This window comes from Microbacterium hominis NBRC 15708 (genome assembly GCF_001592125.1).
Classification (GTDB): domain Bacteria; phylum Actinomycetota; class Actinomycetes; order Actinomycetales; family Microbacteriaceae; genus Microbacterium; species Microbacterium hominis.
Genome location: NZ_BCWI01000001.1, coordinates 541,345 through 565,108, shown reverse-complemented (window position 1 = coordinate 565,108; position 23,764 = coordinate 541,345). Strand labels below are relative to the sequence as shown.

Genomic DNA, 23,764 nt, shown 5'->3' with positions numbered 1-23,764 from the left:
ACGTGCCGACCACCGACTCCCCGGGGGATCCCGGGCCCGGAGGCGTTCCGGGGCGGGAGGGCGAGCGCGCCCGCCCCGGGACCTCGGCCGGTTTCCAGGCCCACGTGCGTGCGGCACGCAGCGAGTTCGAGCATCAGATCGATCGCGCGCGCGCCGATTTCGAAGAGGTCAACGACCGCATCAACGCGCGGACGGGGCGCAACCTGCTGATGGCGACCCTCATCGGGCTCGCCGTGGGCGCCGTCGTGCTGGGGTCGCTGCTGTTCATCAAGTGGCTGTTCCTGGTCTTCGCGATCCCGGTGTGCCTGCTGGGGGTCTTCGAGTTCAGCCGTGCCCTCCAGACCGCCGGTCGGCGCGTCGACGTCTGGCCGCAGGTCGTGGCCGGTGCCGTGATCATGCTGTCCGCCTTCTTCGCGGGACACCTCACGCATTGGGCGCTCACCTTCGGCGCCGTCGCCGCCGTCATCGTGTGGCGGCTGCTCGCCCAGATGATCGCCAGTGACGGCCGCCGCTACGGAGACGTGCTCGGCGACGTCCTGATCGCCGGCTTCCTGCCCCTCTACGTGCCCTTCCTCGCCAGCCTGGCGCTCGTGCTGCTGCGTCAGGAGCAGGGCGAGTACTGGGTGCTCGGCATGCTCATCGCCGTCGTCGCCGCCGACACCGGCGCGTACGCCTCCGGCCTCGCGTTCGGCGCGCACCCGATGGCGCCGCGGATCAGTCCGAAGAAGACCTGGGAGGGCTTCGCGGGCGGCGCCGTGGCCACAGTGATCGCGGCCGTGCTGTGGGGCATCTTCGCCCTCCACGTGCCGTGGTGGGCCGGAGCGGTGTTCGGCCTCCTGATCCTGGGCTGCGCCACGGTGGGCGACCTCGGCGAGTCGATGATCAAGCGCGACCTCGGCATCAAGGACATGAGCTCCTGGCTGCCGGGTCACGGCGGTGTGCTGGACCGGCTGGATTCGATCCTGCCGTCCGCGGCTGCCGCCCTCGCCCTCTACTTCCTCTTCTTCCCCCTGGTGACCCTATGAGCGACGTTTCCGAGACCCACGCCCCGGCGTTCCCCCACACGACGGGCCGCACGCGCGGCTACCGGCCCGACGCGGTCGACGCGTTCCTCGCGCGGGCGCGCACAGCCTTCGAGGACGGTGAGGCGACCGACATCGACTCGACCGTCGTCCGCACGGCCGCCTTCCCGCTCGTGCGGCACGGCTATCAGGTGTCGGCCGTGGATGCGGCGTTGAGCCGGATCGAGGATGCCTTCGCCGCCCGCGAGCGCGAGCAGGCGCTGTCGCGACGGGGTGCGCGCGCCTGGGTCGGGCAGTCACGCCAGCTCGCCCAGGAGGTGCTGGACCGCCTCACCCGTCCGCGGGGCCACCGGTTCCGCCGGGTCGGCGCCCTCCGCTTCGGCTACCGCGTCGACGAGGTCGACCTCGTCGCCGACAAGATCGCGCGGTTCCTCGAGAGCGGCGAGCCCGTCACGGTGGATCAGGTGCGGTCGGTCGCCTTCCGCATGCAGCGTCGCGGTTACAGCGAGGCGCAGGTGGACGCGGTGCTCGATGCGACCGTCGAGGTGATGCTGGCGGTCGTGTGACCGCCGCTCGTGTGGGCGTCGCCGTCGCGAGGCTAGAATCGGAGCACTGTGACTTCTGACGCCGAGCTCACCGCCGCTCCCGCCGCCGCACCGGCGACCCGGGTCGATGGGCGTGCGGCCGCGAGATCCGGAGCGGGGCGACGCCCGGCGAAGGCCGCCCCCGCCAAGTGGACGCGGCGTCGCGGGGCGATGAGCGTGTTCGCGGTCGTCGCGGTGCTCGGCTTCGGCGTGGTGTACATCGCGCCGTTGACGGCCTCGACCCCCGAGGCGCACGCCGCGGAAGTCGCCCCCATCTCTCTCTACGCCTCGACCATCGCCGACGCGCAGGCGTACCTCGCCGCATCCGATCAGACCACCGGGCTCGGCCGCGACGGCGTCGTCTACAGCGTCTACGTCACGCCGAAGCCCACGCCCACGCCGACGGCGACCGGCACCTCGTCGTCGTCTGCCGCGTGGTCGCCGCCCTTCGTGGCCCCGGATCCCGGTACCGCGCAGGCGATCGCCTACTCGATGGTGCAGCAGCGCGGATGGGGCGACGACGAGTTCGCCTGTCTCGTCGCGCTGTGGAACAAGGAGTCGGGCTGGCGCGTCGGCGCCTACAACGCCGGCAGCGGCGCGTACGGCATCCCGCAGGCGCTCCCCGGAAGCAAGATGGCCTCCGCCGGTGCCGACTGGGAGACCAACCCGGCGACGCAGATCGCCTGGGGGCTCGGCTACATCGGCGGCCGCTACAGCACGCCGTGCGGTGCCTGGTCGCACTCGCAGTCCACGGGGTGGTACTGATCCGATGCCGCGCGCGAACCGACGGCAGCCGCAACCCGCCGACGATTCGTTCGATCGGCTCCTGAGCGGATGGAAGCGCTCCGAGCACCGACGCGGCTCGGAGTGGACGGTGCAGCCGGTCAGCGCCGCGCAGGCGCAGAAGAGCTACACCTGTCCGGGGTGCTCTCGTGCGATCACGCCCGGCACCGCGCACCTCGTGGTCTGGCGCGCGGACGGCGTCCTGGGCGACGCGGCGGACCTCGCGGCTCGCAGACATTGGCACACGGCCTGTTGGAGGATTGCCTGACATGGAGATTCGCGGACCCGTCCAGCTTCCCGCGCGGCGCGAGGAGATCGAGCTCACGACACTCGACGGACTCACGCTGGTCGGGGAGTTGGCGCTGCCCGAGCATCGGGAGCCGGTCGCGACCCTGGTGACGCTGCATCCGCTTCCGACCGCGGGCGGCTTCATGGACTCGCACATCCTCCGGAAGGCCGCGGGGCGGCTGCCCGCGCTGGCCGATCTCGCCGTGCTCCGCTTCAACACGCGGGGCACGAGCTCGCCCCGCGGGACCAGTGAGGGCGCCTTCGACGGCGGACGCGCGGAGGCGTTCGACGTCGCGGCGGCGATGGACTTCGTCACCGCTCGAGGCCTCCCGCACCCCTGGTTGGTCGGCTGGTCGTTCGGCACGGAGCTCGCCCTCAAGTACGGCCGCGACCACGCCGTCGACGGCGTGATCCTGCTCTCGCCGCCGCTGCACCGTGCCGGGGCCGACGAGATCGCGGCCTGGCGGGGCGATCCCCGTGCGGTGATCGTGCTCGTGCCGGAGTTCGATGACTACCTGCGACCGGACGAGGCGCGCGAGCGGTTCGCGCCGATCGCGCACGCCGAGCTGATCGCCGTCGAGGGCGGCAAGCACCTGTGGGTGGGGGAGAACCAGACCCGCCGTGTGCTCAGCGAGATCGTGGCCGCGGTCAATCCCGACGCGCTGCCGCTGCCCACGCAGTGGGACGGCGACTGACGGCATCCGCCGCGCAGCGCGTCCCCGCCGCTCAGCGCTCGTTCTGCCGCGGAATGATCACCTGGCGGTAGATGATCAGCACGCTCGCCGCGACCGGGATGGCGATGAGCGCGCCGAGCAGGCCGAGGAGCGATCCGCCGGCCAGGGCGGCGATCACCACGACGGCGCCGGGCACGGAGACGGCGCGGTTCATGATGCGCGGCGACAGGACGTAGGCCTCCACCTGCATGTAGATCGCGTACCAGATGAGCGCGACGATCGCCGTCAGGGGCGAGCTGAGCCCGGGGATCAGGCAGGTCAGCACGATGATCGCCGAGCCGGTGAGCGTACCGACGAGCGGGATGAGCGAGAAGAAGAAGGCGACCACGGCCAGCACGGCGGGAAACGGTGCGCCGATGATCGACAGGAACACGGCGCTGAGCACACCGTTGATCGCGCCGAGCGTGACCTGCCCCATGACGTAGTGGCCCACGGATGCCGTGATCTGCTCCGACAGGTCGACGAACCGCGCGCGCTTCGAGGCCGGCACGAGCTGGGCGACCGACGCCTTCAGCGACGGCGTGGAGGCCGTGAAGTAGATCGTGAGGATCAGGATGATGATGGCCCCGGTGACTCCGGAGATGATCCCCGCGCCGATGCCGAGGATCACGTTGCCGGCGGAGGTGCCGATCTGACCGAAGTCGAGCGTGTTGAACCAGTCCGACACGTACGCGAACGCCTTGTCGACGTCGAGCGCCGGGAAGTTGCTGTGCAGCCACGCCGACAGGTCGTCGACGGGGTTCCAGGCGCCGTCCACGGCGCTCTGGACGAGCTGCTGGATCTGCGTCACCAGCTGCGCGATCTGTCCGACCAGGACGGGGATCACGATCAGGACGATGCCCGTGAACACCGCGAGCACGGCGGCGAAGGTGATCAGCAGCGCCGCCCAGCGCGGCAGCTTCCGCCGCTCCAGCCAGCTGACCAGCGGGTCGAGGCCGAGCGCGAGGAACAGCGCGGTGCCCACGTAGAGAAGGATCGTCGACAGGGTCTGCACGCTGGTGATGAGCAGGATGCCGACGCCGACGCCGAGGGTGGCGACGAGGGCCGTGCGGAACGGATGCTGGAGCTTCATGGTGTTGTCAGAATACGCACCGCGTCGGCGTTCCCGTGTCGACACGGCCGAAGCGCGTTCGACCCTCCCGGGCGACGCACAGCCGGATGTCGCTAGTCTGGAATGTCTATTGCGCGCCGTCATCCCGTCTTCGGTGCGCAGGGAGGTGTCTTTCGTGCGTTTCGTCTGGGCTGTAACGGCCTTCGTGCTGGCTGCCCTCATGATCGGGGCGGGGATCGCTCAGCGGACGGTCCTACAAGGGCCGCGCACGGAGAGCCAGACCATCTCGGTGTCCGGGGATGCCCCCTACGTGTTGATCGACGGCAGCGTCCTCAACAGCCACACCGGCTCGCAGACCCTGCGCGTGAAGGAATCCGGCACGATCTTCGCCTCCTACGGCCGCACCGCCGATCTCGAGGCCTGGCTCACGCCGTCGTCGTACACCCACGTCACCCTGGACGGCGACGAGCTCGCCACCACCGCCGTCGCCGCGAAGACCCCGCCCGCGGAGGGGAGCGCCGCGATCACTCCCGTCGGCTCGGACCTCTGGCTCGACGAGTTCCAGCAGGACGATCTGCTGGTCACCCCCCTTCAGCTGCCGGCGGACATGAGCCTGCTCGTGGCGACCGACGGCATCAAGCCGGCACCGTCGAGCATGACCGTCACGTGGCCGACCGGCGCGACGACCCCCTGGGCCGGTCCGCTCATCGTCGGCGGCAGCATCCTGCTCCTCATCGGTCTCGTGCTGTACGTCCTGGGCGTCCGCCATGCCCGCCGGTCGCGGGGGCCCCGTCGCAAGGGGCTGCCCATGCCCGTCACCGAGCCGATCGATGTCGCGGTGGAGGGCGCCGACAAGGGAGTGATCAGCGCCACGCCGACACGTCGTCAGCTCAGCCGGGGAAAGCGCGTCCTGCTGGCCGCACCCGCCGTGGGCCTGTCCGCCCTCCTGTTCACCGGCTGCACCGCCGATGCGTGGCCTCAGCTGGCCGGCACCCCGACCCCCACGGCATCGGAGAGCGTCGTCGTGCCGCAGGACCAGGGCAGCCCCGCCGTCACGCAGGCCCAGGCCGAGCGCATCCTCACCCGGATCTCCGAGCAGGTGGCGAAGGCGGATGCCGCGAAGGATCCCGCCGCCGCCGCCGAGCGGCTCACCGACTCGGCACTGGCCGCACGCGAGACCGACTACCGCCTGCGCGACGTCGCCGGGCACACGGCACTGGGTGCCCTGCCCGACAAGCCGGTCAAGGTCATCCTGCCGGAGGCCTACGACGGGTGGCCGCGGACGTTCTTCGCCGTCATCGAGACCGGCGACGTCATCCTCAGCGTGACCCAGGAAGACCCGTGGTCGCCCTACAAGGTGACCAACCAGGCCGAGCTGGTGTCGCAGGCGAGCCTCAACCTCGCTCCCGCGTACGTGGGCGCCATCGCGATCGACCCCGACTCGCCGTTCCTCGCGCTCGCTCCGAACAAGGTCGCCGCCGCCTACGCGGACATCCTGACCAACGGCGACAGCAGCCCGTTCGCGGGACAGTTCGACGCCACGAACGACCCGTTCCGCAAGCTCGTCGCCGACAACCGCGCCGCACGGCTGGAGTCGTTCAACCAGACCGGCGCCCAGACGGGCACGCTCAGCTTCGCCGCCTCGGCGGGGCCCGACGAGCCGATCTCCCTCGCGACACTCGACTCGGGGGCGATCGTCGCGGTCACGGTGCACGAGAGCGACACGGTGAAGCCCACGAACACCGACGCCGTCATCAAGCTCGACAACAACCCGATCGTGCAGACGCTCACCGGCGTGAACCAGTCCTCCAGCGGCTTCACGACGACCTTCGTCGATCAGCTGTTCTTCTTCGTGCCGTCGCAGAGCTCGAACAAGCGCATCCAGCTGCTGGGCTATTCCACCTCCATCCTCGACGCGAAAGTGGTCTCATAAGTGAGCGATCCCACCTCGGGCGCCGTGCTGCGCGGTGCCGTCGACCTGTCCTCTCTCCGATCGCGTGCCGCCGCGCCGGCCGGTACGGCTCCCGCCGCGGGCGCGCCGACCGCCACCCCGCTCGTCTTCGACGCGACCGACGCGACCTTCGGCGAGGTCCTCGAACTCTCGCGATCCGTGCCGGTCGTGGTGGACCTCTGGGCCGAATGGTGCGGCCCCTGCACGCAGCTCAGCCCGATCCTGGAGAAGGTCGTCGTCGAGCTCGGCGGACGCCTCGTGCTCGCCAAGGTCGACGTCGACGCGAACCCCCAGCTCGCCCAGGGGTTCCGCGCGCAGTCCATCCCGATGGTCGTGGCGCTCGTCGCGGGGCAGCCGGTGCCGCTGTTCACCGGCGCCGTCCCCGAACAGCAGGTGCGCGAGGTGTTCGCCCAGCTCCTGCAGCTCGCGGCCCAGAACGGCGTGACCGGCACCGTGCCCGTGGACGGCGCCGGCGCGGATGCCGCCGATGATGCCGAGCCCGCTCTTCCGCCCCTCCATCAGGAGGCCTTCGACGCGATCGAGGCCGGCGACTACGGGCGTGCGGTCTCCGCTTACGAGGCCGCCCTGTCCGAGAACCCCCGCGACGAGCAGGCGCGCGCCGGTCTCGGTCAGGTGCGACTGCTTCAGCGCGTCCAGAGCCTCGATCTCGCCCAGGCCCGCGCCGCCGCGGCGGAGGCTCCCCGCGACATCGAGGCGCAGTTCGCCGTCGCCGACCTCGACATCGCCGGCGGGCACGTCGACGACGCCTTCGGCCGCCTGCTCGACCTCTTCGCCGCGCTGCCGTCGGACGAACGGGCGCCGGTGCGGGAGCGGCTCGTCGAGCTGTTCGCGCTCGTCGGCGACGGCGACGCGCGCGTCATCCGCGCCCGCGGACGGCTGACCTCACTGCTGTTCTGACCCCGCGTCCCGGCGCCGGCCCCGCCATACCGCCGCTCTAGGCGGATCGGCCGAGCCAGAGCACGCCCAGCGGCGGCAGCACGAGGGTCGCGCGCCCGTTGCCGTCGGCGTGCACCGTTCCGAGGTTGCCGACGCCGGAGCCGCCGTACGCCTCTGCATCCGAGTTGAGCAGCTCGGTCCACTCGCCGCCGGCAGGAAGATCCAGCGCGTAGTCGTGCAGCGGCACGCCGGAGAAGTTGCACACCACGGCGACGGCGTTGCCCTCGTGGTCGTAGCGCGTGAAGGCGATCACGTTCGGGTTCCAGGTCGGGGCGCCGATGCGCGAGAACGCCGAGCCGTCGCTGTCGCGGGCCCACAGGGGGGGATTCTCCCGGTAGACGCGGTTCAGCGCGCCGACGAAGTCGAGCAGCCGGCGGTGCGGCGGCTGATCGAGCATCCACCAGTCGAGGCCGCGTCCCTCCGACCACTCGGAGAGCTGGCCGAAATCCTGGCCCATGAACAGCAGCTGCTTACCCGGGTGCCCCCACATGTAGGCGAGGAAGGCGCGGGTGTTCGCCAGCTTCTGCCAGTGATCGCCCGGCATCCGGGTGAACAGCGTGCCCTTGCCGTGCACGACCTCGTCGTGGCTGATGGGGAGGATGAAGTGCTCGCTGAACGCGTAGACGAACGAGAACGACAGCTCGCCCTCGTGATGCGCGCGGTACATGGGGTCGCGCTTGATGTACTCCAGGGAGTCGTTCATCCAGCCCATGTTCCACTTGAAGCCGAAACCGAGCCCTCCGGCGCTGGTCGGGGCCGTCACGCCCGGGTAGCTCGTCGACTCCTCCGCGATCATCGCGATGCCCGGGTAGCGCTTGTAGGCCGTCGCGTTCACCTCTTGCAGGAACCGGATGGCCTCCAGGTTCTCCCGGCCGCCGTAGATGTTCGGCTCCCACTGGCCTTCCTCGCGCGAGTAGTCGAGGTAGAGCATGGAGGCCACGGCATCCACGCGGAGACCGTCGACGTGGAACTCCTCCAACCAGTACAGCGCGTTCGCGACGAGGAAGTTGCGCACCTCGTTGCGGCCGTAGTCGAAGATCAGCGTGCCCCAGTCTTTGTGCTCGCCACGCCGCGGGTCCGGGTGCTCGTAGAGGGGGTCGCCGTCGAAGCGGGCGAGGGCGAAGGCGTCCTTGGGGAAGTGTCCCGGCACCCAGTCCATGATCACGCCGAAGCCGGCCTGGTGCAGACGGTCGATCAGGTAGCGGAGGTCGTCGGGGCTTCCGAAGCGGCTGGTCGGCGCGTAGTAGCCGCTCACCTGGTAGCCCCAGGACCCGCCGAACGGGTGCTCCGCCAGCGGCAGGAACTCGACGTGCGTGTAGCCGACCTCCGTAAGGTAGTCGATCAGGGGCTCCGCCGCGTCGCGGTAGCCGAGACCGGGCCGCCACGAGCCGAGGTGCAGCTCGTAGGTGGACATCGGCTGCGCGAGGACGTCGCGCTCGGCGCGGGCGCTCATCCATGCGCCGTCGCCCCACGTGTGCGCGCTCTCGGTGACGATCGACCCCGTCGCCGGCGGGACCTCCGCGCGTTGGGCCATCGGGTCGGCCTTCAGGATCCAGCCGCCGTGCCGCGTCAGGATCTCGTACTTGTACACCGTGCCGGCGCCGAGCCCCGGCACGAACAGCTCCCAGACACCGCTCGATCCCAGGCTGCGCAGTGCGTGGCCCTGACCGTCCCACGCGTTGAAGTCTCCGACGACGCGGACCGCGCGCGCGTTGGGCGCCCAGACGGCGAAGGACACGCCGGCGACGCCGTCGTAGTGGCGGACGTGGGCGCCGAGCGCGTGCCAGAGCTGTTCGTGCCGGCCTTCCGCGATGAGGTGGCGGTCGACGTCGCCGAGGGTGGGGAGGTGGCGATAGGGGTCGTCGGCGCGGAAGTCCGGCGCACCGTCGTACGCGGCGACGATCTCGTAGGCGCGCGGCTGCTCCGCGGCGGAGCCTTCCCAGATGCCGGAGCGCACATGGTCCAGGGGGATGCGGACGCCCTCGTCGGTGACCGCCGTGACCGACGACGCCATCGGGCGTCGGGCACGGATCACCCAGGTGCCGTCGGCGCGCCGGTGCGGGCCCAGGACGTCGTGCGGTGCGTGGTAGGAGCCGGTGGCGACGGTGTCGAGCACCTCGTCGGATACGTCGCTCATCGGGACTCCTTCACGTGCAGGATGTGGACGGGTTCGTCGAACGCGTCCAGTCGGACGAAGTTGTCGCGGTTCCACGTCCAGGTGGCGCCCGTGATGAGGTCCTCCACGACGTAGTCGCTGCCGGGCGTCACCCCGAAAACGGAACTGTCGATGTGGACGGTCGTCTGCCGCGTGGAGTGCGGATCGACGTTGGCCACGACGATGATCGTGTCGGCCCGTCCGGTCTCGCTCAGGGCGGCGGGCAGGTGCTTGACGTACACCAGGATGGCGTCGTCGTCGCTCCAGTGGATGCTGAGGTCGCGCAGCTGACGAAGCGACGGGTGCGCCCTGCGGATCTCGTTGAGCCGCGTGAGGTAGGGAGCGATCGAGACCCCGGCGGATGCCGCGGCATCCCAGTCGCGCAGCTTGTACTCGTACTTCTCGTTGTCGATGTTCTCCTCGGACCCCGGCCGCGCGACGTTCTCGATGAGCTCGTAGCCGGTGTACACCCCGTACGAGGCGCCGGCGGTGGCGGCCAGGGCCGCACGGATCTTGTACGCCGGCCGGCCGCCGTACTGGAGGTACTCGGTGAGGATGTCGGGCGTGTTGACGAACAGGTTGGGACGCATGAAGTCCGCCGTGTCCTGCGAGATCCAGCGGAAGAACTCCTCGAGCTCGGCCTTGGTGTTGCGCCACGTGAAGTAGGAGTAGCTCTGCTGGAAACCCGCCTGCGCGAGGGCCTGCAGCGGGGCCGGCCGGGTGAACGCCTCGGCGAGGAAGACGACGTCGGGGTGCTCCGCGTTGACCGTCGCGATGAGCCATTCCCAGAACTGCAACGGCTTGGTGTGGGGGTTGTCGACGCGGAAGATCTTCACGCCCTGCGCGATCCAGTGCCGGACGATGCGCAGCACCTCGGCGCGAATGCCCTCGGGGTCGTTGTCGAAGTTGATCGGGTAGATGTCCTGATACTTCTTCGGCGGGTTCTCGGCGTACGCGATCGAGCCGTCGGGCAGGGTCGTGAACCACTCGGGGTGAGCGGCCACCCACGGGTGGTCGGGAGCGGCCTGCAGCGCGAGGTCGAGGGCGATCTCCAGGCCCTCCGCACGCGCGGCACGGACGAAGGCGCGGAAATCGGCGAGGGTGCCGAGATCGGGGTGCACGGTGTCGTGCCCGCCCGCCGCGGATCCGATCGCCCAGGGCGAGCCGGGGTCTCCCGGGCCGGCCGTGAGCGTGTTGTTGGGGCCCTTGCGGTTCCTCTCGCCGATCGGGTGGATCGGGGGGAGGTAGAGCACGTCGAAGCCCATCGCGGAGACCGCGGGGAGCCGCTTGGCGGCCGTGCGGAAGGTGCCGCTGCGGATCGTGCCGTCCTTGAGCCGCTTGGCGCCCTCCGAGCGCGGGAAGAACTCGTACCAGGCGCCCACACCGGCGCGCTCCCGCTCCACGAGGAGCTCCTGCTCGGCCCCCACCGTGAGGAGGGACTGCACGGGTCGTGCGCGGAAGAAGGACGCGAGCGCCGGATCGCGCACCACGACGAGAGCCGACTCGTCCGTGACGTCCCCGTCGCGCAGCGCCGCGGCCGCCGCCGTCAGCGCGCGCCGCTCCGCCGCCGGACGGTCCTTCTCCGCGGCGGCGGAGGTGAGCAGACGCGCGCCCGCCTCGCGCATGAGCGGGGCATCGACACCCGCGGCGATCTTCAGGGCGGCGGCGTGCTCCCACGTCGCGAAGTCGTCCGCGAACGCTTCGAACCGGAACCGCCACACCCCCTCCTCGACGGGCGCGAGCTGCACGCTCCAGCGGTCGAAGCCGTCGCCCACGGGCTCCAGCCGGTGCAGCGACTCGTCGCCCGCGGGGGAGAAGAGCCGCACGTGGACGCCGATGAGATCGTGCCCCTCGCGGAAGGCGGTGACCACGAACGGCACCGCCTCGCCCGCGAAGGCGGACGGCCGGAAGAGACCGTCGGGGACGGACGGGTGCGCGCCGGCCATCGGGATGCGTCCGGTGCGCGTGTCGGCGACGGCGCGCCACGGCACGGCCGGGCGGACCGGCAGGGGCGCCGCGCTGCGCAGGGGCGCCGTGCGCGGGGGCGGCGTCGTCGCGCGGGGGAGGTCGGAAGGAACGGAGCGCGTCGTCGATGCCACGTCTCGAACCTACCGCCGAAGCGCAGCGGCGGACACCATCTGCCCGCGGGTCCGCCTCATCGTGCGCGGAACAGGTGCAGTGCCGTGCCGGGCAGCGTCACGACGTCGCCGGGCGCGAACACCGGCTCCGTCGTGTCGGGACGGTCGGGCACGCTCGACCACAGCGACACGTACCCCGTGATCCCGTCGATGCGGGGCAGGGTGACGTCGATGGGGCGTTCGGTGCCGTGCACGACGAGCAGGATGCGGTTGGGCGCCTCCTCCTCCGGCGTGGAGGCGGCGTCGTACTGCAGGGTGCGGTGCGCCGGGTCGGTCCACCGCTCGATCGACATGGTCTCGCCGTTCTCGTCGTACCAGTCGATGACCGATGCGCTGGGCACCACGTGCGCGTCGCGCGCGAAGCGGCGCGGACGCAGGGCCGGGTTCTCCCGTCGCAGGTGCACCAGTCGTCGTACATGGGCGAGGAGATCCTCCTGCCACGCGGCGTGCTCCCAGTTCAGCCAAGTCAGGGGCGAGTCGTGGCAGTAGGCGTTGTTGTTGCCGCGCTGGGAGCGCCCGAACTCGTCGCCGGCGGTGATCATGGGCACGCCGGCCGACAGCAGGAGCGTCCCGATCAGGTTGCGCATCGCCTTCCGGCGCGTCGCGAGGATGGCCTCGTCATCGGTCGGTCCCTCCGCACCGTGGTTGAAGGACCGGTTGGTGTCGGCGCCGTCGCGGTTCTGCTCGCCGTTGCCGAGATTGTGCTTGACGTCGTACGAGACGAGATCGCGGAGGGTGAATCCGTCGTGGGCGGTCACGAAGTTCACGCTCGCCAGCGGCCCGCGCTCCGCGCTGAAGGTGTTGGACGATCCCGCCAGCCGCGTCGCGAACCCTCCCACGCCGACCGGCGAGATCGCGGCCCGGCGCGCGTAGTCGACGTCGCTGAGCCAGAAGTTGCGCACCCGGTCGCGGTAGCGGTCGTTCCACTCCGACCAGCCGGCGCCGAAGTTGCCGGTCTGCCAGCCGCCCATGCCCACGTCCCAGGGCTCGGCGATCATCTTCAGGCCCGCCAGGGCGGGGTCTTCCACGATCGCGCGCAGCAGCGGATGCCGAGGATCGAACGTGTTCTGTGCGTCGCGCCCCAGCGTGACCGCGAGGTCGAAGCGGAACCCGTCGATCTGCACTTCTTGCGCCCAGTACCGCAACGAGTCCAGGACGAGGCGGGCGGCGGCATCCGTCGCGGTGTTCACCGCGTTGCCGCAGCCGGTGACGTCGATGTAGGCGCCGTCCTCCTGCTGGCGGTAGTAGCCGCGGTTGTCGATGCCGCGCAGGCTCGAGCGCGGTCCGCCGAGCCCCAGTTCGGAGGTGTGGTTGTAGACGACGTCGAGGATCACCTCGATGCCCGCGGCGTGCAGATCGCGCACCATCGTCTTCACCTCGCGGAGCACGGCGTCCGGGCCGGCGGCGATCGCCTCCGCCGTCGCGTACGCGGCGTGGGGGGTGAAGAAATTGAGCGTGTTGTAGCCCCAGTAGTTCGTCAGCCCCTGGTTGAGCAGGCGCGGCTCGGTCTCGAAGGCGTGGATCGGCAGCAGCTCGACGGCGGTCACGCCGAGCGCGGTCAGGTGGGCGATCATCGCGGGGTGACCGAGACCGGCGTACGTGCCGTGCAGCGCCGGCGGGATGTCCGGATGCCGCTTGGTGAGGCCCTTCACGTGGGCCTCGTAGATCACGGTCCGATCCAGCGGGACCGCGGGTCGCCCGACGCCCTGCCAGTCGAAGTCCCGGTCGACGACGGCCGAACGCCACTGGCCGATGCGGACCGGGACGAGCCCCCGCGCGTACGGATCGATCAGCAGGCTCTCCGGGTTGAACGTCTGGCCGGGGCCGGCGGGCCCGCTCACGCGCAGCGCGTAGCAGGCCCCGACGCGCAGTTCCGGTGTCGTGACCTCCCACACGTCGCCGGCCGTCGGCGCGAGGGGCAGGCTCGCGGTGATCCAGTCGAGGTCCTCGCCGTCGAACAGGACGAGCTCGATCGCGGTCGCGTCCTCCGCCCAGACGCGGAGGGTTCCGCCGTCCGGGCCGAGCGTCACCCCCAGGCGGTCGTACGGCGCACCGAGGAAGGCGGCGGGGGGTGCGGTCTCGGACGGCTTCGGGCTGGCCATGCGCTCTAGAGTAGTGACGCGGTGAGACCGCGTCGTCACGAGTGCGGGAGCGTCATGTCGATCTACTTCGACCATGCGGCGTCGGCGCCGCTGCGCGATTCGGCGCGCGACGCGTGGATCTCGGCATCCGCTCTCGTCGGCAATGCCTCGTCGGTCCACGGTGCCGGTCAGGCGGCCCGTCGGCTGCTGGAGGGGTCACGCGAGAGGATCGCGGCGGTGCTCGACTGCGACCCGATCGAGGTCGTGCTGACCTCGGGCGGCACCGAATCGGTGAACCTCGCGCTCAAGGGACTCTGGTGGGCGCGGCCGGCCGATACGGGGGCGATCGTCCTGCCCGACGGCGAGCACCACGCGACGCTGGACGCGGTCGGCTGGCTGCGATCGCAGGGGGCCGCGGTGCGCCCCGTCGGCCTCGACGACGTCGGCCGCATCCGGCAGGAGGACCTCCGCGACGCTCTGAGGGCGCCCGAGCCCGCCGCCGTCGCCACCGCGCTCGTCGCGAACAACGAGGTCGGCACCGTCCAGGATGCCGCCGCCCTCGCCGGTGCCGCCGCCGCCGCGGGCGTCGCACTGCACCTCGACGCGGTCGGCGCCCTGGGCCACGTACCGGTGTCGTTCTCGGCGTGGCGGGCCGACGCGTCCGGTGCCGGCGGCCTGGTCGCCCTCAGCATCTCTGGACACAAGGTGGGCGCGCCCGTCGGCACGGGAGCCTTGGTCGTCTCCCGCCACGCCCGGCTCTCGCCGCTCGTGCACGGCGGCGGCCAGCAGCGCGGTCTGCGCTCCGGCACGCCGGACGTCGCCGGAGCATCCGCGCTGGCGGTCGCGCTGGAGGAGGCGGAGTCGGAACGCGTCGAGGAGACCGCCCGGCTGCGCCGGCTCGGCGACCGTCTGGTCGCCGGCATCCGCGCGGCCGTGCCGGAGGCGGAGCTCCTGGGCGACGCCGACCGCCGCATCGCGGGGAACGTGCACGTGCACCTGCCGGGCGCGGCGGGGGAGTCGATGCTATTCCTGCTCGATCAGGCCGGCATCTCGGTCTCGACCGGCTCGGCCTGCCAGGCCGGCGTCGCAGAACCGTCGCACGTCGTGCTCGCCCTCGGTCGCGACGAGCGGGTCGCGCGTTCCGTGCTGCGGCTCACCCTGGGGCGCACCTCCACGGAGGCGGACGTCGATGCCCTCCTCTCGGCCCTCCCCGGGGCCTATGCCCGGGCGACGGGAGCGGGACGCCTGCGCACCGCCGGTGCCGCCGTCCCGGGGCGCTCGTAGACTGGAACGATGCGGATCCTTGCGGCGATGAGCGGCGGCGTCGACTCCGCCGTCGCGGCGGCGCGCGCGGTCGATGCGGGACACGATGTCGTCGGCGTGCACCTGGCCCTGTCGCGCGCCGGCGGCACGCTGCGCACGGGCAGCCGCGGGTGCTGCACGATCGAGGACGCGATGGATGCCCGCCGCGCGGCCGACCTCCTCGGCATCCCGTTCTACGTCTGGGACTTCTCCGAACGCTTCCGCGACGACGTGATCGACGACTTCGTCGCCGAGTACCGCGCGGGCCGCACCCCGAACCCCTGCATGCGCTGCAACGAGAAGATCAAGTTCGCCGCGCTGCTCGAGCGGGCGCTGGAACTCGGGTTCGACGCCGTCTGCACCGGGCACTACGCCACGCTCGTCGACGGGCCCGGCGGACGCGAGCTGCACCGCGCGAGCGACGAGGCCAAGGACCAGTCCTATGTCCTCGGCGTGCTGACGGCCGAGCAGCTGGCGCACACCTACTTCCCGCTCGGGTCGACGCCGTCGAAGGCGGTCGTGCGGGCGGAGGCGGCGGCACGCGGACTGACGGTCGCGCAGAAGCCCGACAGCCACGACATCTGCTTCATCCCCGACGGCGACACCCGCGGGTGGCTCGCCGAGCGGGTGGGGACCGCTCAGGGCGACATCGTCGATCGCACCGGCGCCGTCGTCGGCAGCCACGAGGGCGCCCACGCCTACACCGTCGGCCAGCGGCGCGGTCTGCAGCTGGGCACGCCCGCCGCGGACGGCAAGCCGCGGTTCGTGCTGGAGGTCCGTCCGGTCAGCAACACCGTCGTCGTCGGCCCGAAGGAGGCGCTGGCGACCGCGGAGATCTCGGGCGAGCGCGTCACCTGGACGGGACGCGCGCCGGCATCCACGACGTTCGCGTGCCACGTGCAGATCCGCGCCCACGCCGAGCCCGTGGCCGCCCGCGCCGTGATCGAGGGCGGGATGCTGGCGGTGACGCCCGAGGTGCCGTTCGACGGCGTCGCGCCCGGCCAGACCGCGGTGCTCTACGACGGCACCCGCGTGATCGGGCAGTTCACGATCGACCGCACCGTCTCCGCCGTCCCCGTCTAGCGCTCTCTCGCGGCATCCCGTCGCGATTCGGTCGCTTCGCGCGCCAGATCATGCGCCGGGGCGGGTTTCGGTCGCTCGAGGCGTCCGAAAGTCGCCTCGAGCGCCGGCGCCCTCGCGGTCCGGGGGATGTCGGAGGTGCCGCCTACACTGGCGGGGTGACGGACACCGCAGCACCCCTTCCGACGAGTCTCGATGATGCGCATCGCGAGGCGCAGCGCCTCACCGACCTGATCGTCGGAGCGCGGGATGCCTACTACGGCCGCGACGCGGAGATCGTCGACGACGCGACGTACGACGGGTGGATGCAGCGACTGGAGGCCGTCGAGCGCGCGTTCCCCGAGGTGCAGGGTCAGGACTCGCCGACGCTGTCGGTCGGGGCGGCGGAGAGCACCATGTTCGCGCCCGTGGAGCATGCCGAGCGGATGCTGAGCCTCGACAACGTCTTCAGCACCGAGGAGCTGCGCGAGTGGTGCGCCAAGACGCAGGCCGCGGCCGGGCGCCCCGTGCGCTGGCTGCTGGAGCTGAAGATCGACGGTCTCGCCATCAATCTGCGGTACGAGCACGGCGTGCTCGTGTCGGCGGCGACCCGCGGCGACGGTCGGGTCGGCGAAGACGTCACCGTCAATGCGCTCCAGGTCGCGGGCATCCCGGCTCGTTTGGAGGGGACGGGCCACCCGCCCCTCGTCGAGGTCCGCGGCGAGGTGTACATCCCCGTCGCGGCGTTCGACGAGCTCAACGCCCTGCAGGCGCGTCTGCGTGAGCGGGTCATCGAGGAGGGCCGCGAGCGCGGCGGCGACGAGGAGAAGCTCACCCGCAGCGCAGCCCGTCGCTTCCCGGCCTTCGCGAACCCCCGCAACGCGGCCAGCGGCGGACTGCGTCAGCAGCTCGACAAGAAGAACGGCATGGAGCGGGAGGCGGGGCATGCGCGACTGAGCTCGCTCCGGCTCTTCGTCCACGGCATCGGCGCCTGGCCCGCCCCGCCGGTCGCATCCCAGAGCGAGGTCTATGCGCTGCTGTCGGCCTGGGGGCTGCCGACCAGCCCGTACTTCCGGACCGCCGACGACATCGACGGCGTCGTGGACTTCGTCGCGCACTACGGCGAGCATCGCCACGACGTCGAGCACGAGATCGACGGCGTCGTCGTCAAGGTCGACGAACTGGCGCTGCACGACGAGCTCGGAGCGACCAGCCGGGCCCCGCGCTGGGCCATCGCCTACAAGTACCCTCCCGAGCAGGTCAACACGAAGCTCCTCGACATCGTGGTGTCGGTGGGCCGCACCGGTCGCGCGACACCGTTCGCCGTCATGGCGCCCGCGCGCGTCGCCGGCTCCGTCGTCCGTCAGGCCACCCTGCACAACCAGGAGGTCGTCGTCGCGAAAGGCGTCCTGATCGGCGACACCGTCGTCCTGCGCAAAGCCGGCGACGTCATCCCGGAGGTGCTCGGCCCCGTCGTCGAGCTCCGCGACGGCAGTGAGCGCGCCTTCGTGATGCCGACGCAGTGCCCCGAGTGCGGAGCGACGCTGGCCCCGGCGAAAGAGGGCGACATCGACCTGCGCTGCCCGAACACCCGCACCTGTCCCGCGCAGGTGCGCGGGCGCGTGGAGCACATCGGCTCGCGCGGCGCGCTGGACATCGAGGCGCTCGGCGAGGTGACCGCGGCCGCGCTCACGCAGCCGTCGGTGCCGGCCGATCCGCCCCTCGCCACCGAGGCCGGCCTGTTCGAGCTGACCCTCGCGCAGCTCGTGCCGATCGAGGTCGTGGTGCGCGACAGCGAGACCGGCGAGCCGAAGCTCGACGACGAGACGGGCGCGCCCGTGACGCGGTCCCCGTTCCGACGCCAGCCGTCCGCGGCGGAGAAGAAGCAGGGCCTCACCGGACCGCAGCCCTCCGCCCAGGCGCTGACGTTGCTGGAAGAGCTGGAGAAGGCCAAGACGAAGGACCTGTGGCGCTTCCTGGTGGCCCTCAGCATCCGCCATGTCGGCCCCGTCGCGGCGCGCGCGCTGGCGCAGTGGTTCGGGTCGCTCTCGGCCATCCGCGCGGCGTCGCGCGATGACCTCGCGGCGGTCGACGGCGTCGGCGGCATCATCGCGGACTCGCTCATCGAATGGTTCGCGGTCAACTGGCACCGCGAGATCGTCGACCGCTGGCAGGCCGCCGGAGCGCGGCTCGAGATCCCCGGGCACCCCGGACCGGGTGCGGCGGCCGCCGCAGGCGGCGTGCTCGACGGTCTCACCGTCGTCGCCACCGGCTCCCTCGAGGGCTACACGCGCGAGGGCGCTCAGGAGGCGATCATCGCGGCGGGCGGCAAGGCCGCGTCATCCGTGTCGAAGAAAACGGACTTCGTCGCGGCGGGCCCCGGCGCCGGCTCCAAGCTCGGCAAGGCCGAGGAGCTCGGCGTGCGGATCATCGACGCCGCGCAGTTCCGCATCCTCGTCGAACAGGGCCCGGCCGCGCTGGACGCCCTCGACCCGGATGCCGGGTGACGACGCTCAGTCCTCCGCGGGCTGGGTGAGGGCCAGCAGCGACTCCCGTACCTGGCGTCGCAGGACCTTGCCGATCAGCGAGGTGGGAAGCTCGTCGACGACGAAGAGGCGACGCGGGACCTTGTAGGGCGTGAGGATGCCGCGCACGAACGTGCGGATCGCCTCCGTGTCGGCATCCGTCGCGGCGGGATCCAGGACGACCGCGGCGACGACCTCCTCGCCGGAGTGCGCGCTGGGCAGCCCCACCACGGCGGCATCGACCACCTGCGGATGCTGGCGGAGGGCGTTCTCGACCTCGGTCGGCGCGACGTTGAAGCCGCCCGTGATGATCAGCTCCTTGATCCGGTCGACGATGCGCACGAAGCCGTCCTCGTCGATCTGGACGATGTCGCCGGTGCGGAACCAGCCGTCCACGAACACGGCCTCCGTCGCCTCCGGCTTGCCGTAGTAGCCCTGGAAGACCTGGGGGCCGCGGACGAGCAGCTCTCCGCGCTCACCCGCGGGGACGTCCCGCGTCGGCTCGTCGGGATCGACCACGCGGCACTCGGTGCCCGGAAGCGGGAGTCCGACGGTGCCCGCCTTGCGGTTGGCCGCGACGGGGTTCGCCATCAGCACCGGCGAGCACTCCGACAGTCCGTAGCCTTCGACGAGGTAGCCGCCGGTCGCCTCCTCGAAGGGCACGACGAGGTCATGGGGAAGCGCCATCGCGCCCGAGATCGCGACCTCGGTGCCCGCCAGGGAGATGCCCTCCGCCCGCGCCGCCGTGAGCAGGCGGTCAGCGATCGGGGGAACCAGCGGGAGGAAGGTCGCCGGGTGCTTCTTGGTGACCGCCAGGACCATCGCCGGCTCGAAGCGGGGGAACAGCACGAGGCGGGCCCCCATCGACATCGCGAAGGTGAGGCAGAGCGTGAGGCCGTAGGCGTGGAACATCGGCAGCACGGCGTAGACGACGCATCCGTTGCCGCGCGTGATCTGCGGCACCCAGGCCTGGGCCTGGCGCGCGTTGGAGAGCAGGTTGCGGTGCGTGAGGACCGCGCCCTTGGGTGTGCCGGTCGTACCGCTCGTGTACTGGATGATCGCGACGTCGTCGGTGGCGGGCTTCGGGAAGGATGCCGGCACGGGCGCCGAGCGCGTCAGCTGCTCCCACGGCGTGGCTCCCGTGGTGCGCACCGTGAGCGCGGCCCTCGACTGGCGAGCCTTGGCCACCGGAAGATGCAGGGCGAGGCGGAGCGAGACGGGCATGGCGGTCGTGATGTCGACGCTGATGAGGGTGGACACCGCGAGGTCGGCGGGGAACTCCTGCACGGTCTTGACGACCTTGCTCCAGACGATCGCCGTCGTGGCCCCGTGGTCTTCGAACTGCTTGCGCAGCTCACGCGGGGTGTACAGCGGGTTGTGCTCGACGGCGATGGCGCCCAGTCGCAGGATCGCGTAGAACGCGATGATGTGCTGCGGGCAGTTCGGCAGCACGATGGCGACGGTGTCACCCTTGCCGACGCCGCGTTCGCGCAGCCCCGCGGCGACGCGGTCGACGGCGTCGACGAGCTCGCGGTAGGAGGTGGTGCGTCCGAAGAACTGCAGTGCGGGTGCGTCGGGGTAGTCGCGCGCCGAGGCCTCGACGATGTCGAGCAGCGTGCCCGAGACCGGCTCGAGATCGTCGGGCACCCCCGCGGCGTAGCTCGCGATCCAGGGGCGGGGCGGGTCGAAGGAGGTCGCACTGCTCACGCCGGTCAGCCTAGCGGCCGTGAGAACCCGGTCGAAGGGGGTGAAGAGGGGCCGACTAGAATCGACGGGTGTCTGAAATCACCCCTGAACTCGTTCGCCATCTCGGCGTTCTGGCCCGGATTCAGCTCGACGAGCATGAGGTGGAGCGCCTGACGGGCCAGCTCTCCGTCATCGTCGACAACATCGCCAAGGTCTCCGAAGTGGCCACCCCCGATGTGCCCGCGACCAGCCACCCGATCCCGCTCGAGAACGTGTTCCGCGCCGACGTGGTCGGAGAGATGCTCACGGTCGACCAGGTCTTGCAGAACGCGCCGGATGCCGCCGACGGGCGCTTCCGGGTGACGGCGATCCTGGGGGAGGAGCAGTGAGCGACCTGACGCGTCTGACCGCCGCGGATCTCGCGTCGCGGCTCGCCGCCGGCGAGGTGTCGAGCGTGGAGGCCACGCGCGCCCACCTCGACCGCATCGCCGCCGTCGACGGCGACGTGCACGCGTTCCTGCACGTGAGCGACCACGCGCTCGACGTCGCCGCCGACATCGACCGTCGCCGGGCGGCGGGGGAGACGCTCGGCGAGCTGGCCGGGGTGCCGTTGGCCATCAAGGACGTGCTCGTCACGACGGACATGCCCTCCACCAGCGGGTCCAAGATCCTCGAGGGCTTCCTGTCGCCGTACGACGCGACCGTGGTCGCCCGTTCGCGTGCCGCCGGGCTGGTTCCGCTCGGCAAGACGAACATGGACGAGTTCGCCATGGGCTCCTCCACCGAGCACTCGGCGTACGGCCCGACCCACAACCCGTGGGACCTCGAGCGCATCCCGGGCGGATCGGGCGGTGGCTCCGCCGCCGCCGTGGCGGCGTTCGAAGCGCCGATCGCGCTCGGGTCCGACACCGGCGGCTCGATCCGCCAGCCCGCGCACGTCACCGGAACGGTCGGGATGAAGCCGACGTACGGCGGCGTCAGCCGGTTCGGTGCGATCGCGCTCGCCTCGTCCCTCGACCAGGTGGGCCCCGTGTCGCGTACGGTGCTCGACTCCGCACTGCTGCACGACGTCATCGGCGGCCACGACCCGCATGACGCGACGTCGCTCACCGACAGCTGGCCGTCCTTCGCCGCCGCGGCGCGCGAGGGCGCGTCCGGCGCCGGGCTCCGGGGCCTCAAGATCGGTGTCATCCGCGAACTGCCCGACAGCGGCTTCCAGGCCGGTGTGTCGGCGTCGTTCCGCAGCGCGCTCGCCCTCCTCGAGGGGCAGGGTGCGGAGATCGTGGAGATCAGCGCGCCCCACTTCGAGTACGGCGTGGCGGCGTATTACCTCATCCTGCCGGCGGAGGCGTCGAGCAACCTCGCGAAGTTCGACTCCGTGCGCTTCGGCCTCCGCGTGGACGTGCCCGGCGGTACCGTCGAGGACGTCATGGCGGCGACCCGTGACGCCGGATTCGGCGACGAGGTCAAGCGCCGCATCATCCTCGGCACCTACGCCCTCTCGGCGGGCTACTACGACGCCTACTACGGCAGTGCGCAGAAGGTCCGCACGCTGATCCAACGCGACTTCGACGCGGCGTTCGCGCAGGTCGACGTGATCGCGACGCCGTCGGCTCCGACGACCGCGTTCAAGCTCGGCGAGAAGATCGACGACCCGTTGCAGATGTACCTCAACGACGTCACCACGATCCCGGTCAACCTGGCCGGGGTCCCGGGCATCTCCATCCCGTCGGGTCTGGCGGAGGAGGACGGGCTTCCCGTCGGCATCCAGTTCATCGCGCCGGCACGCGAGGACGCCCGACTGTACCGTGTGGGCGCTGCCGCCGAGGCGCTGCTCGTCGATTCGTGGGGCGGCCCGCTGCTGGACCGCGCGCCGCTGCTGGGAGGGAACCGCTGATGGCCAAGGCCGCACTCATGGACTTCGACGAGGCCCTGACGCTGTACGAGCCGGTGCTCGGCTTCGAGGTGCACGTCGAGCTCAACACCGAGACCAAGATGTTCTCGCCGGCGGGAAACCCCGCTCACGCGTCGAACCACGACGCCGCCCCGAACACGCTCGTCGCACCCGTCGACATGGGCCTGCCCGGATCGCTCCCGGTCGTCAACGAGACGGCCGTGCGGTTCTCGATCAGCCTGGGTCTCGCGCTCGGCTGCCAGATCGCGCCGTCGAGCCGCTTCGCGCGCAAGAACTACTTCTACCCCGACCTGGGCAAGAACTATCAGATCTCGCAGTACGACGAGCCGATCGCCTTCGAGGGGCAGGTCGAGGTCGAGCTCACCGACGGCACCGTCTTCGAGGTGCCCATCGAGCGCGCCCACATGGAGGAGGATGCCGGCAAGCTCACGCACGTCGGTGGCTCCACCGGGCGCATCCAGGGAGCCGAGTACTCGCTCGTGGACTACAACCGCGCCGGCGTGCCGCTCGTGGAGATCGTCACCAAGCCGATCTTCGGCGCCGAGCACCGCGCACCGGAACTCGCCGCCGCCTATGTGCGGGCGATCCGCGACATCGTGCTGTCGCTCGGCATCTCCGAAGCGCGCATGGAACGCGGCAACCTGCGCTGCGACGCGAACGTCTCCCTGCGCCCGCGCGGCCAGGAGAAGCTCGGCACCCGCACGGAGACGAAGAACGTCAACTCCATGCGCTCCGTCGAGCGCGCGGTCCGCTACGAGATCCAGCGCCAGGCCGCGATCCTGGCCGCGGGTGGCAGCATCACGCAGGAGACGCGTCACTGGCACGAGGACACCGGCACCACCTCCCCGGGGCGGCCGAAGTCGGATGCCGACGACTACCGCTACTTCCCGGAGCCCGACCTGCTGCCGGTGGCGCCGTCCACGGAGCTCATCGAGTCGCTGCGCGCCGACCTCCCGGAGCCGCCCGCCGCACGCCGCCGCCGGCTGAAGGCGGACTGGGGCTTCGCCGACATCGACTTCCAGGGGATCGTGAATGCGGGGCTCCTCACCGAGGTCGACGCGACCGTCGCCGCCGGTGCGTCTCCCGCCGCGGCGCGGAAGTGGTGGATGAGCGAGATCTCGCGCCTCGCGAACGCGTCGGGCGTCGAGCCGTCCTCGCTCGTCGAGCCGGCCTCGGTCGCCGCGCTGCAGCAGCTCGTGGACGCCGGGACCCTCACCGACAAGCTCGCCCGCCAGGTGCTCGAGGGCGTCATCGCCGGGGAGGGGACCCCGCAGGAGGTCGTCGACGCCCGCGGCCTCGCCGTCGTCTCCGACGACGGCGCGCTGATCGCCGCGATCGATGAGGCGCTCACGGCGCAGCCCGATGTGCTCGAGAAGATCCGCGACGGCAAGGTCCAGGCCGCCGGCGCCGTCATCGGCGCCGTCATGAAGGCGATGAAGGGTCAGGCGGACGCAGCCCGCGTCCGCGAGCTCGTACTCGAGCGCGCCGCGAAGTAGCCGGGCCGTCCTCGTGTCGGTGACGCCGCCGTGTCGG

Annotated in this window: 18 protein-coding genes; 13 read left to right on the top strand and 5 right to left on the bottom strand. The window is 71.4% G+C overall.

Features of this window, described 5'->3' with window-relative positions; translation table 11 throughout:
* Positions 1-2: 2 nt before the first annotated feature.
* Genes MHO01S_RS02725 through MHO01S_RS02705 form a run of 5 tightly spaced genes read left to right on the top strand, consistent with a single transcriptional unit; the run spans position 3 to position 3,372 of the window.
* Complete coding sequence (locus MHO01S_RS02725) at positions 3-1,025, top strand: phosphatidate cytidylyltransferase (RefSeq protein WP_060958495.1); 1,023 nt, start codon at positions 3-5, stop codon at positions 1,023-1,025.
* Complete coding sequence (locus MHO01S_RS02720; RefSeq protein ID WP_060958496.1) at positions 1,022-1,588, top strand: DivIVA domain-containing protein; 567 nt, start codon at positions 1,022-1,024, stop codon at positions 1,586-1,588. The genes MHO01S_RS02725 and MHO01S_RS02720 overlap by 4 nt, the downstream gene beginning before the upstream one ends.
* Positions 1,589-1,636: 48 nt before the next feature.
* Positions 1,637-2,371, top strand: coding sequence for an aggregation-promoting factor C-terminal-like domain-containing protein (locus MHO01S_RS02715; RefSeq protein WP_232783897.1), 735 nt, complete (start codon positions 1,637-1,639; stop codon positions 2,369-2,371).
* 4 nt (positions 2,372-2,375) lie between these two features.
* Complete coding sequence (locus MHO01S_RS16845; protein WP_060958498.1) at positions 2,376-2,657, top strand: Rv1322 family protein; 282 nt, start codon at positions 2,376-2,378, stop codon at positions 2,655-2,657.
* Between the two features lies 1 nt (position 2,658).
* Entirely contained in the window at positions 2,659-3,372 is a 714-nt protein-coding gene (locus MHO01S_RS02705; RefSeq protein ID WP_060958499.1) for an alpha/beta hydrolase, read from the top strand.
* A 31-nt stretch (positions 3,373-3,403) separates the two neighbouring features.
* Here the strand turns inward: MHO01S_RS02705 and MHO01S_RS02700 are convergent, their stop codons facing one another.
* The gene (locus MHO01S_RS02700) at positions 3,404-4,483 is read right to left on the bottom strand and encodes an AI-2E family transporter (protein ID WP_060958500.1); all 1,080 of its coding nucleotides are present in this window, start codon (positions 4,481-4,483) and stop codon (positions 3,404-3,406) included.
* A 154-nt stretch (positions 4,484-4,637) separates the two neighbouring features.
* On the opposite strand from MHO01S_RS02700, the gene MHO01S_RS02695 reads away from it, so the two are divergent.
* Positions 4,638-6,395 (top strand): DUF8094 domain-containing protein, encoded by a 1,758-nt coding sequence (locus MHO01S_RS02695; protein ID WP_060958582.1) that lies wholly within the window; start codon positions 4,638-4,640, stop codon positions 6,393-6,395.
* Positions 6,396-7,331, top strand: coding sequence for a tetratricopeptide repeat protein (locus MHO01S_RS02690; RefSeq protein WP_061781796.1), 936 nt, complete (start codon positions 6,396-6,398; stop codon positions 7,329-7,331).
* Positions 7,332-7,368: 37 nt separating this feature from the next.
* Here the strand turns inward: MHO01S_RS02690 and glgB are convergent, their stop codons facing one another.
* From glgB to glgX, 3 genes are all read right to left on the bottom strand, one after another.
* Positions 7,369-9,507, bottom strand: coding sequence for a 1,4-alpha-glucan branching protein GlgB (gene glgB, locus MHO01S_RS02685; protein WP_060958502.1), 2,139 nt, complete (start codon positions 9,505-9,507; stop codon positions 7,369-7,371).
* On the bottom strand, positions 9,504-11,471 hold the full coding sequence (locus tag MHO01S_RS02680; RefSeq protein WP_061781831.1) for an alpha-1,4-glucan--maltose-1-phosphate maltosyltransferase: 1,968 nt from the start codon (positions 11,469-11,471) through the stop codon (positions 9,504-9,506). The genes glgB and MHO01S_RS02680 overlap by 4 nt, the downstream gene beginning before the upstream one ends.
* Before the next feature lie 209 nt (positions 11,472-11,680).
* Complete coding sequence (glgX, locus tag MHO01S_RS02675) at positions 11,681-13,765, bottom strand: glycogen debranching protein GlgX (RefSeq protein WP_061781795.1); 2,085 nt, start codon at positions 13,763-13,765, stop codon at positions 11,681-11,683.
* Between the two features lie 54 nt (positions 13,766-13,819).
* Between glgX and MHO01S_RS02670 the strand changes: the two genes are divergently transcribed.
* From MHO01S_RS02670 to ligA, 3 genes are all read left to right on the top strand, one after another.
* A complete protein-coding gene (locus tag MHO01S_RS02670) occupies positions 13,820-15,028 on the top strand; it encodes a cysteine desulfurase family protein (RefSeq protein ID WP_061781794.1) in 1,209 nt (402 codons plus the stop codon).
* Positions 15,029-15,037: 9 nt separating this feature from the next.
* Positions 15,038-16,129 carry a tRNA 2-thiouridine(34) synthase MnmA gene (mnmA, locus tag MHO01S_RS02665; RefSeq protein ID WP_082734057.1) on the top strand — a complete coding sequence of 364 codons (1,092 nt, stop codon included), beginning with the start codon at positions 15,038-15,040 and terminating at the stop codon, positions 16,127-16,129.
* A 155-nt stretch (positions 16,130-16,284) separates the two neighbouring features.
* Entirely contained in the window at positions 16,285-18,612 is a 2,328-nt protein-coding gene (ligA, locus tag MHO01S_RS02660; RefSeq protein WP_061781793.1) for an NAD-dependent DNA ligase LigA, read from the top strand.
* Positions 18,613-18,618: 6 nt separating this feature from the next.
* Here ligA and MHO01S_RS02655 read toward each other — a convergent pair whose 3' ends face one another.
* Entirely contained in the window at positions 18,619-20,337 is a 1,719-nt protein-coding gene (locus tag MHO01S_RS02655; protein ID WP_060958506.1) for a long-chain-fatty-acid--CoA ligase, read from the bottom strand.
* A gap of 68 nt (positions 20,338-20,405) precedes the next feature.
* Here MHO01S_RS02655 and gatC point away from each other — a divergent pair, with 68 nt between their 5' ends.
* Genes gatC through gatB form a run of 3 tightly spaced genes read left to right on the top strand, consistent with a single transcriptional unit; the run spans position 20,406 to position 23,727 of the window.
* On the top strand, positions 20,406-20,705 hold the full coding sequence (gene gatC / locus MHO01S_RS02650) for an Asp-tRNA(Asn)/Glu-tRNA(Gln) amidotransferase subunit GatC (protein WP_060958507.1): 300 nt from the start codon (positions 20,406-20,408) through the stop codon (positions 20,703-20,705).
* On the top strand, positions 20,702-22,213 hold the full coding sequence (gatA, locus tag MHO01S_RS02645) for an Asp-tRNA(Asn)/Glu-tRNA(Gln) amidotransferase subunit GatA (RefSeq protein WP_060958508.1): 1,512 nt from the start codon (positions 20,702-20,704) through the stop codon (positions 22,211-22,213). The genes gatC and gatA overlap by 4 nt, the downstream gene beginning before the upstream one ends.
* Complete coding sequence (gatB, locus tag MHO01S_RS02640) at positions 22,213-23,727, top strand: Asp-tRNA(Asn)/Glu-tRNA(Gln) amidotransferase subunit GatB (protein ID WP_061781792.1); 1,515 nt, start codon at positions 22,213-22,215, stop codon at positions 23,725-23,727. Before gatA ends, gatB begins: the two co-directional genes overlap by 1 nt.
* Positions 23,728-23,764 lie beyond the last annotated feature (37 nt).

Excerpts from the sequence above, each read along its gene's own strand:
- MHO01S_RS02720 (WP_060958496.1), top strand. The coding sequence starts at position 1,022 with ATGAGCGACGTTTCCGAGACCCACGCCCCGGCGTTCCCCCACACGACG.
- MHO01S_RS16845 (WP_060958498.1), top strand. The coding sequence starts at position 2,376 with ATGCCGCGCGCGAACCGACGGCAGCCGCAACCCGCCGACGATTCGTTC.
- MHO01S_RS02705 (WP_060958499.1), top strand. The coding sequence starts at position 2,659 with ATGGAGATTCGCGGACCCGTCCAGCTTCCCGCGCGGCGCGAGGAGATC.
- MHO01S_RS02700 (WP_060958500.1), bottom strand. The coding sequence starts at position 4,483 with ATGAAGCTCCAGCATCCGTTCCGCACGGCCCTCGTCGCCACCCTCGGC.
- glgB (WP_060958502.1), bottom strand. The coding sequence starts at position 9,507 with ATGAGCGACGTATCCGACGAGGTGCTCGACACCGTCGCCACCGGCTCC.
- MHO01S_RS02680 (WP_061781831.1), bottom strand. The coding sequence starts at position 11,471 with ATGGCCGGCGCGCACCCGTCCGTCCCCGACGGTCTCTTCCGGCCGTCC.
- glgX (WP_061781795.1), bottom strand. The coding sequence starts at position 13,765 with ATGGCCAGCCCGAAGCCGTCCGAGACCGCACCCCCCGCCGCCTTCCTC.
- MHO01S_RS02670 (WP_061781794.1), top strand. The coding sequence starts at position 13,820 with ATGTCGATCTACTTCGACCATGCGGCGTCGGCGCCGCTGCGCGATTCG.
- mnmA (WP_082734057.1), top strand. The coding sequence starts at position 15,038 with ATGCGGATCCTTGCGGCGATGAGCGGCGGCGTCGACTCCGCCGTCGCG.
- gatB (WP_061781792.1), top strand. The coding sequence starts at position 22,213 with ATGGCCAAGGCCGCACTCATGGACTTCGACGAGGCCCTGACGCTGTAC.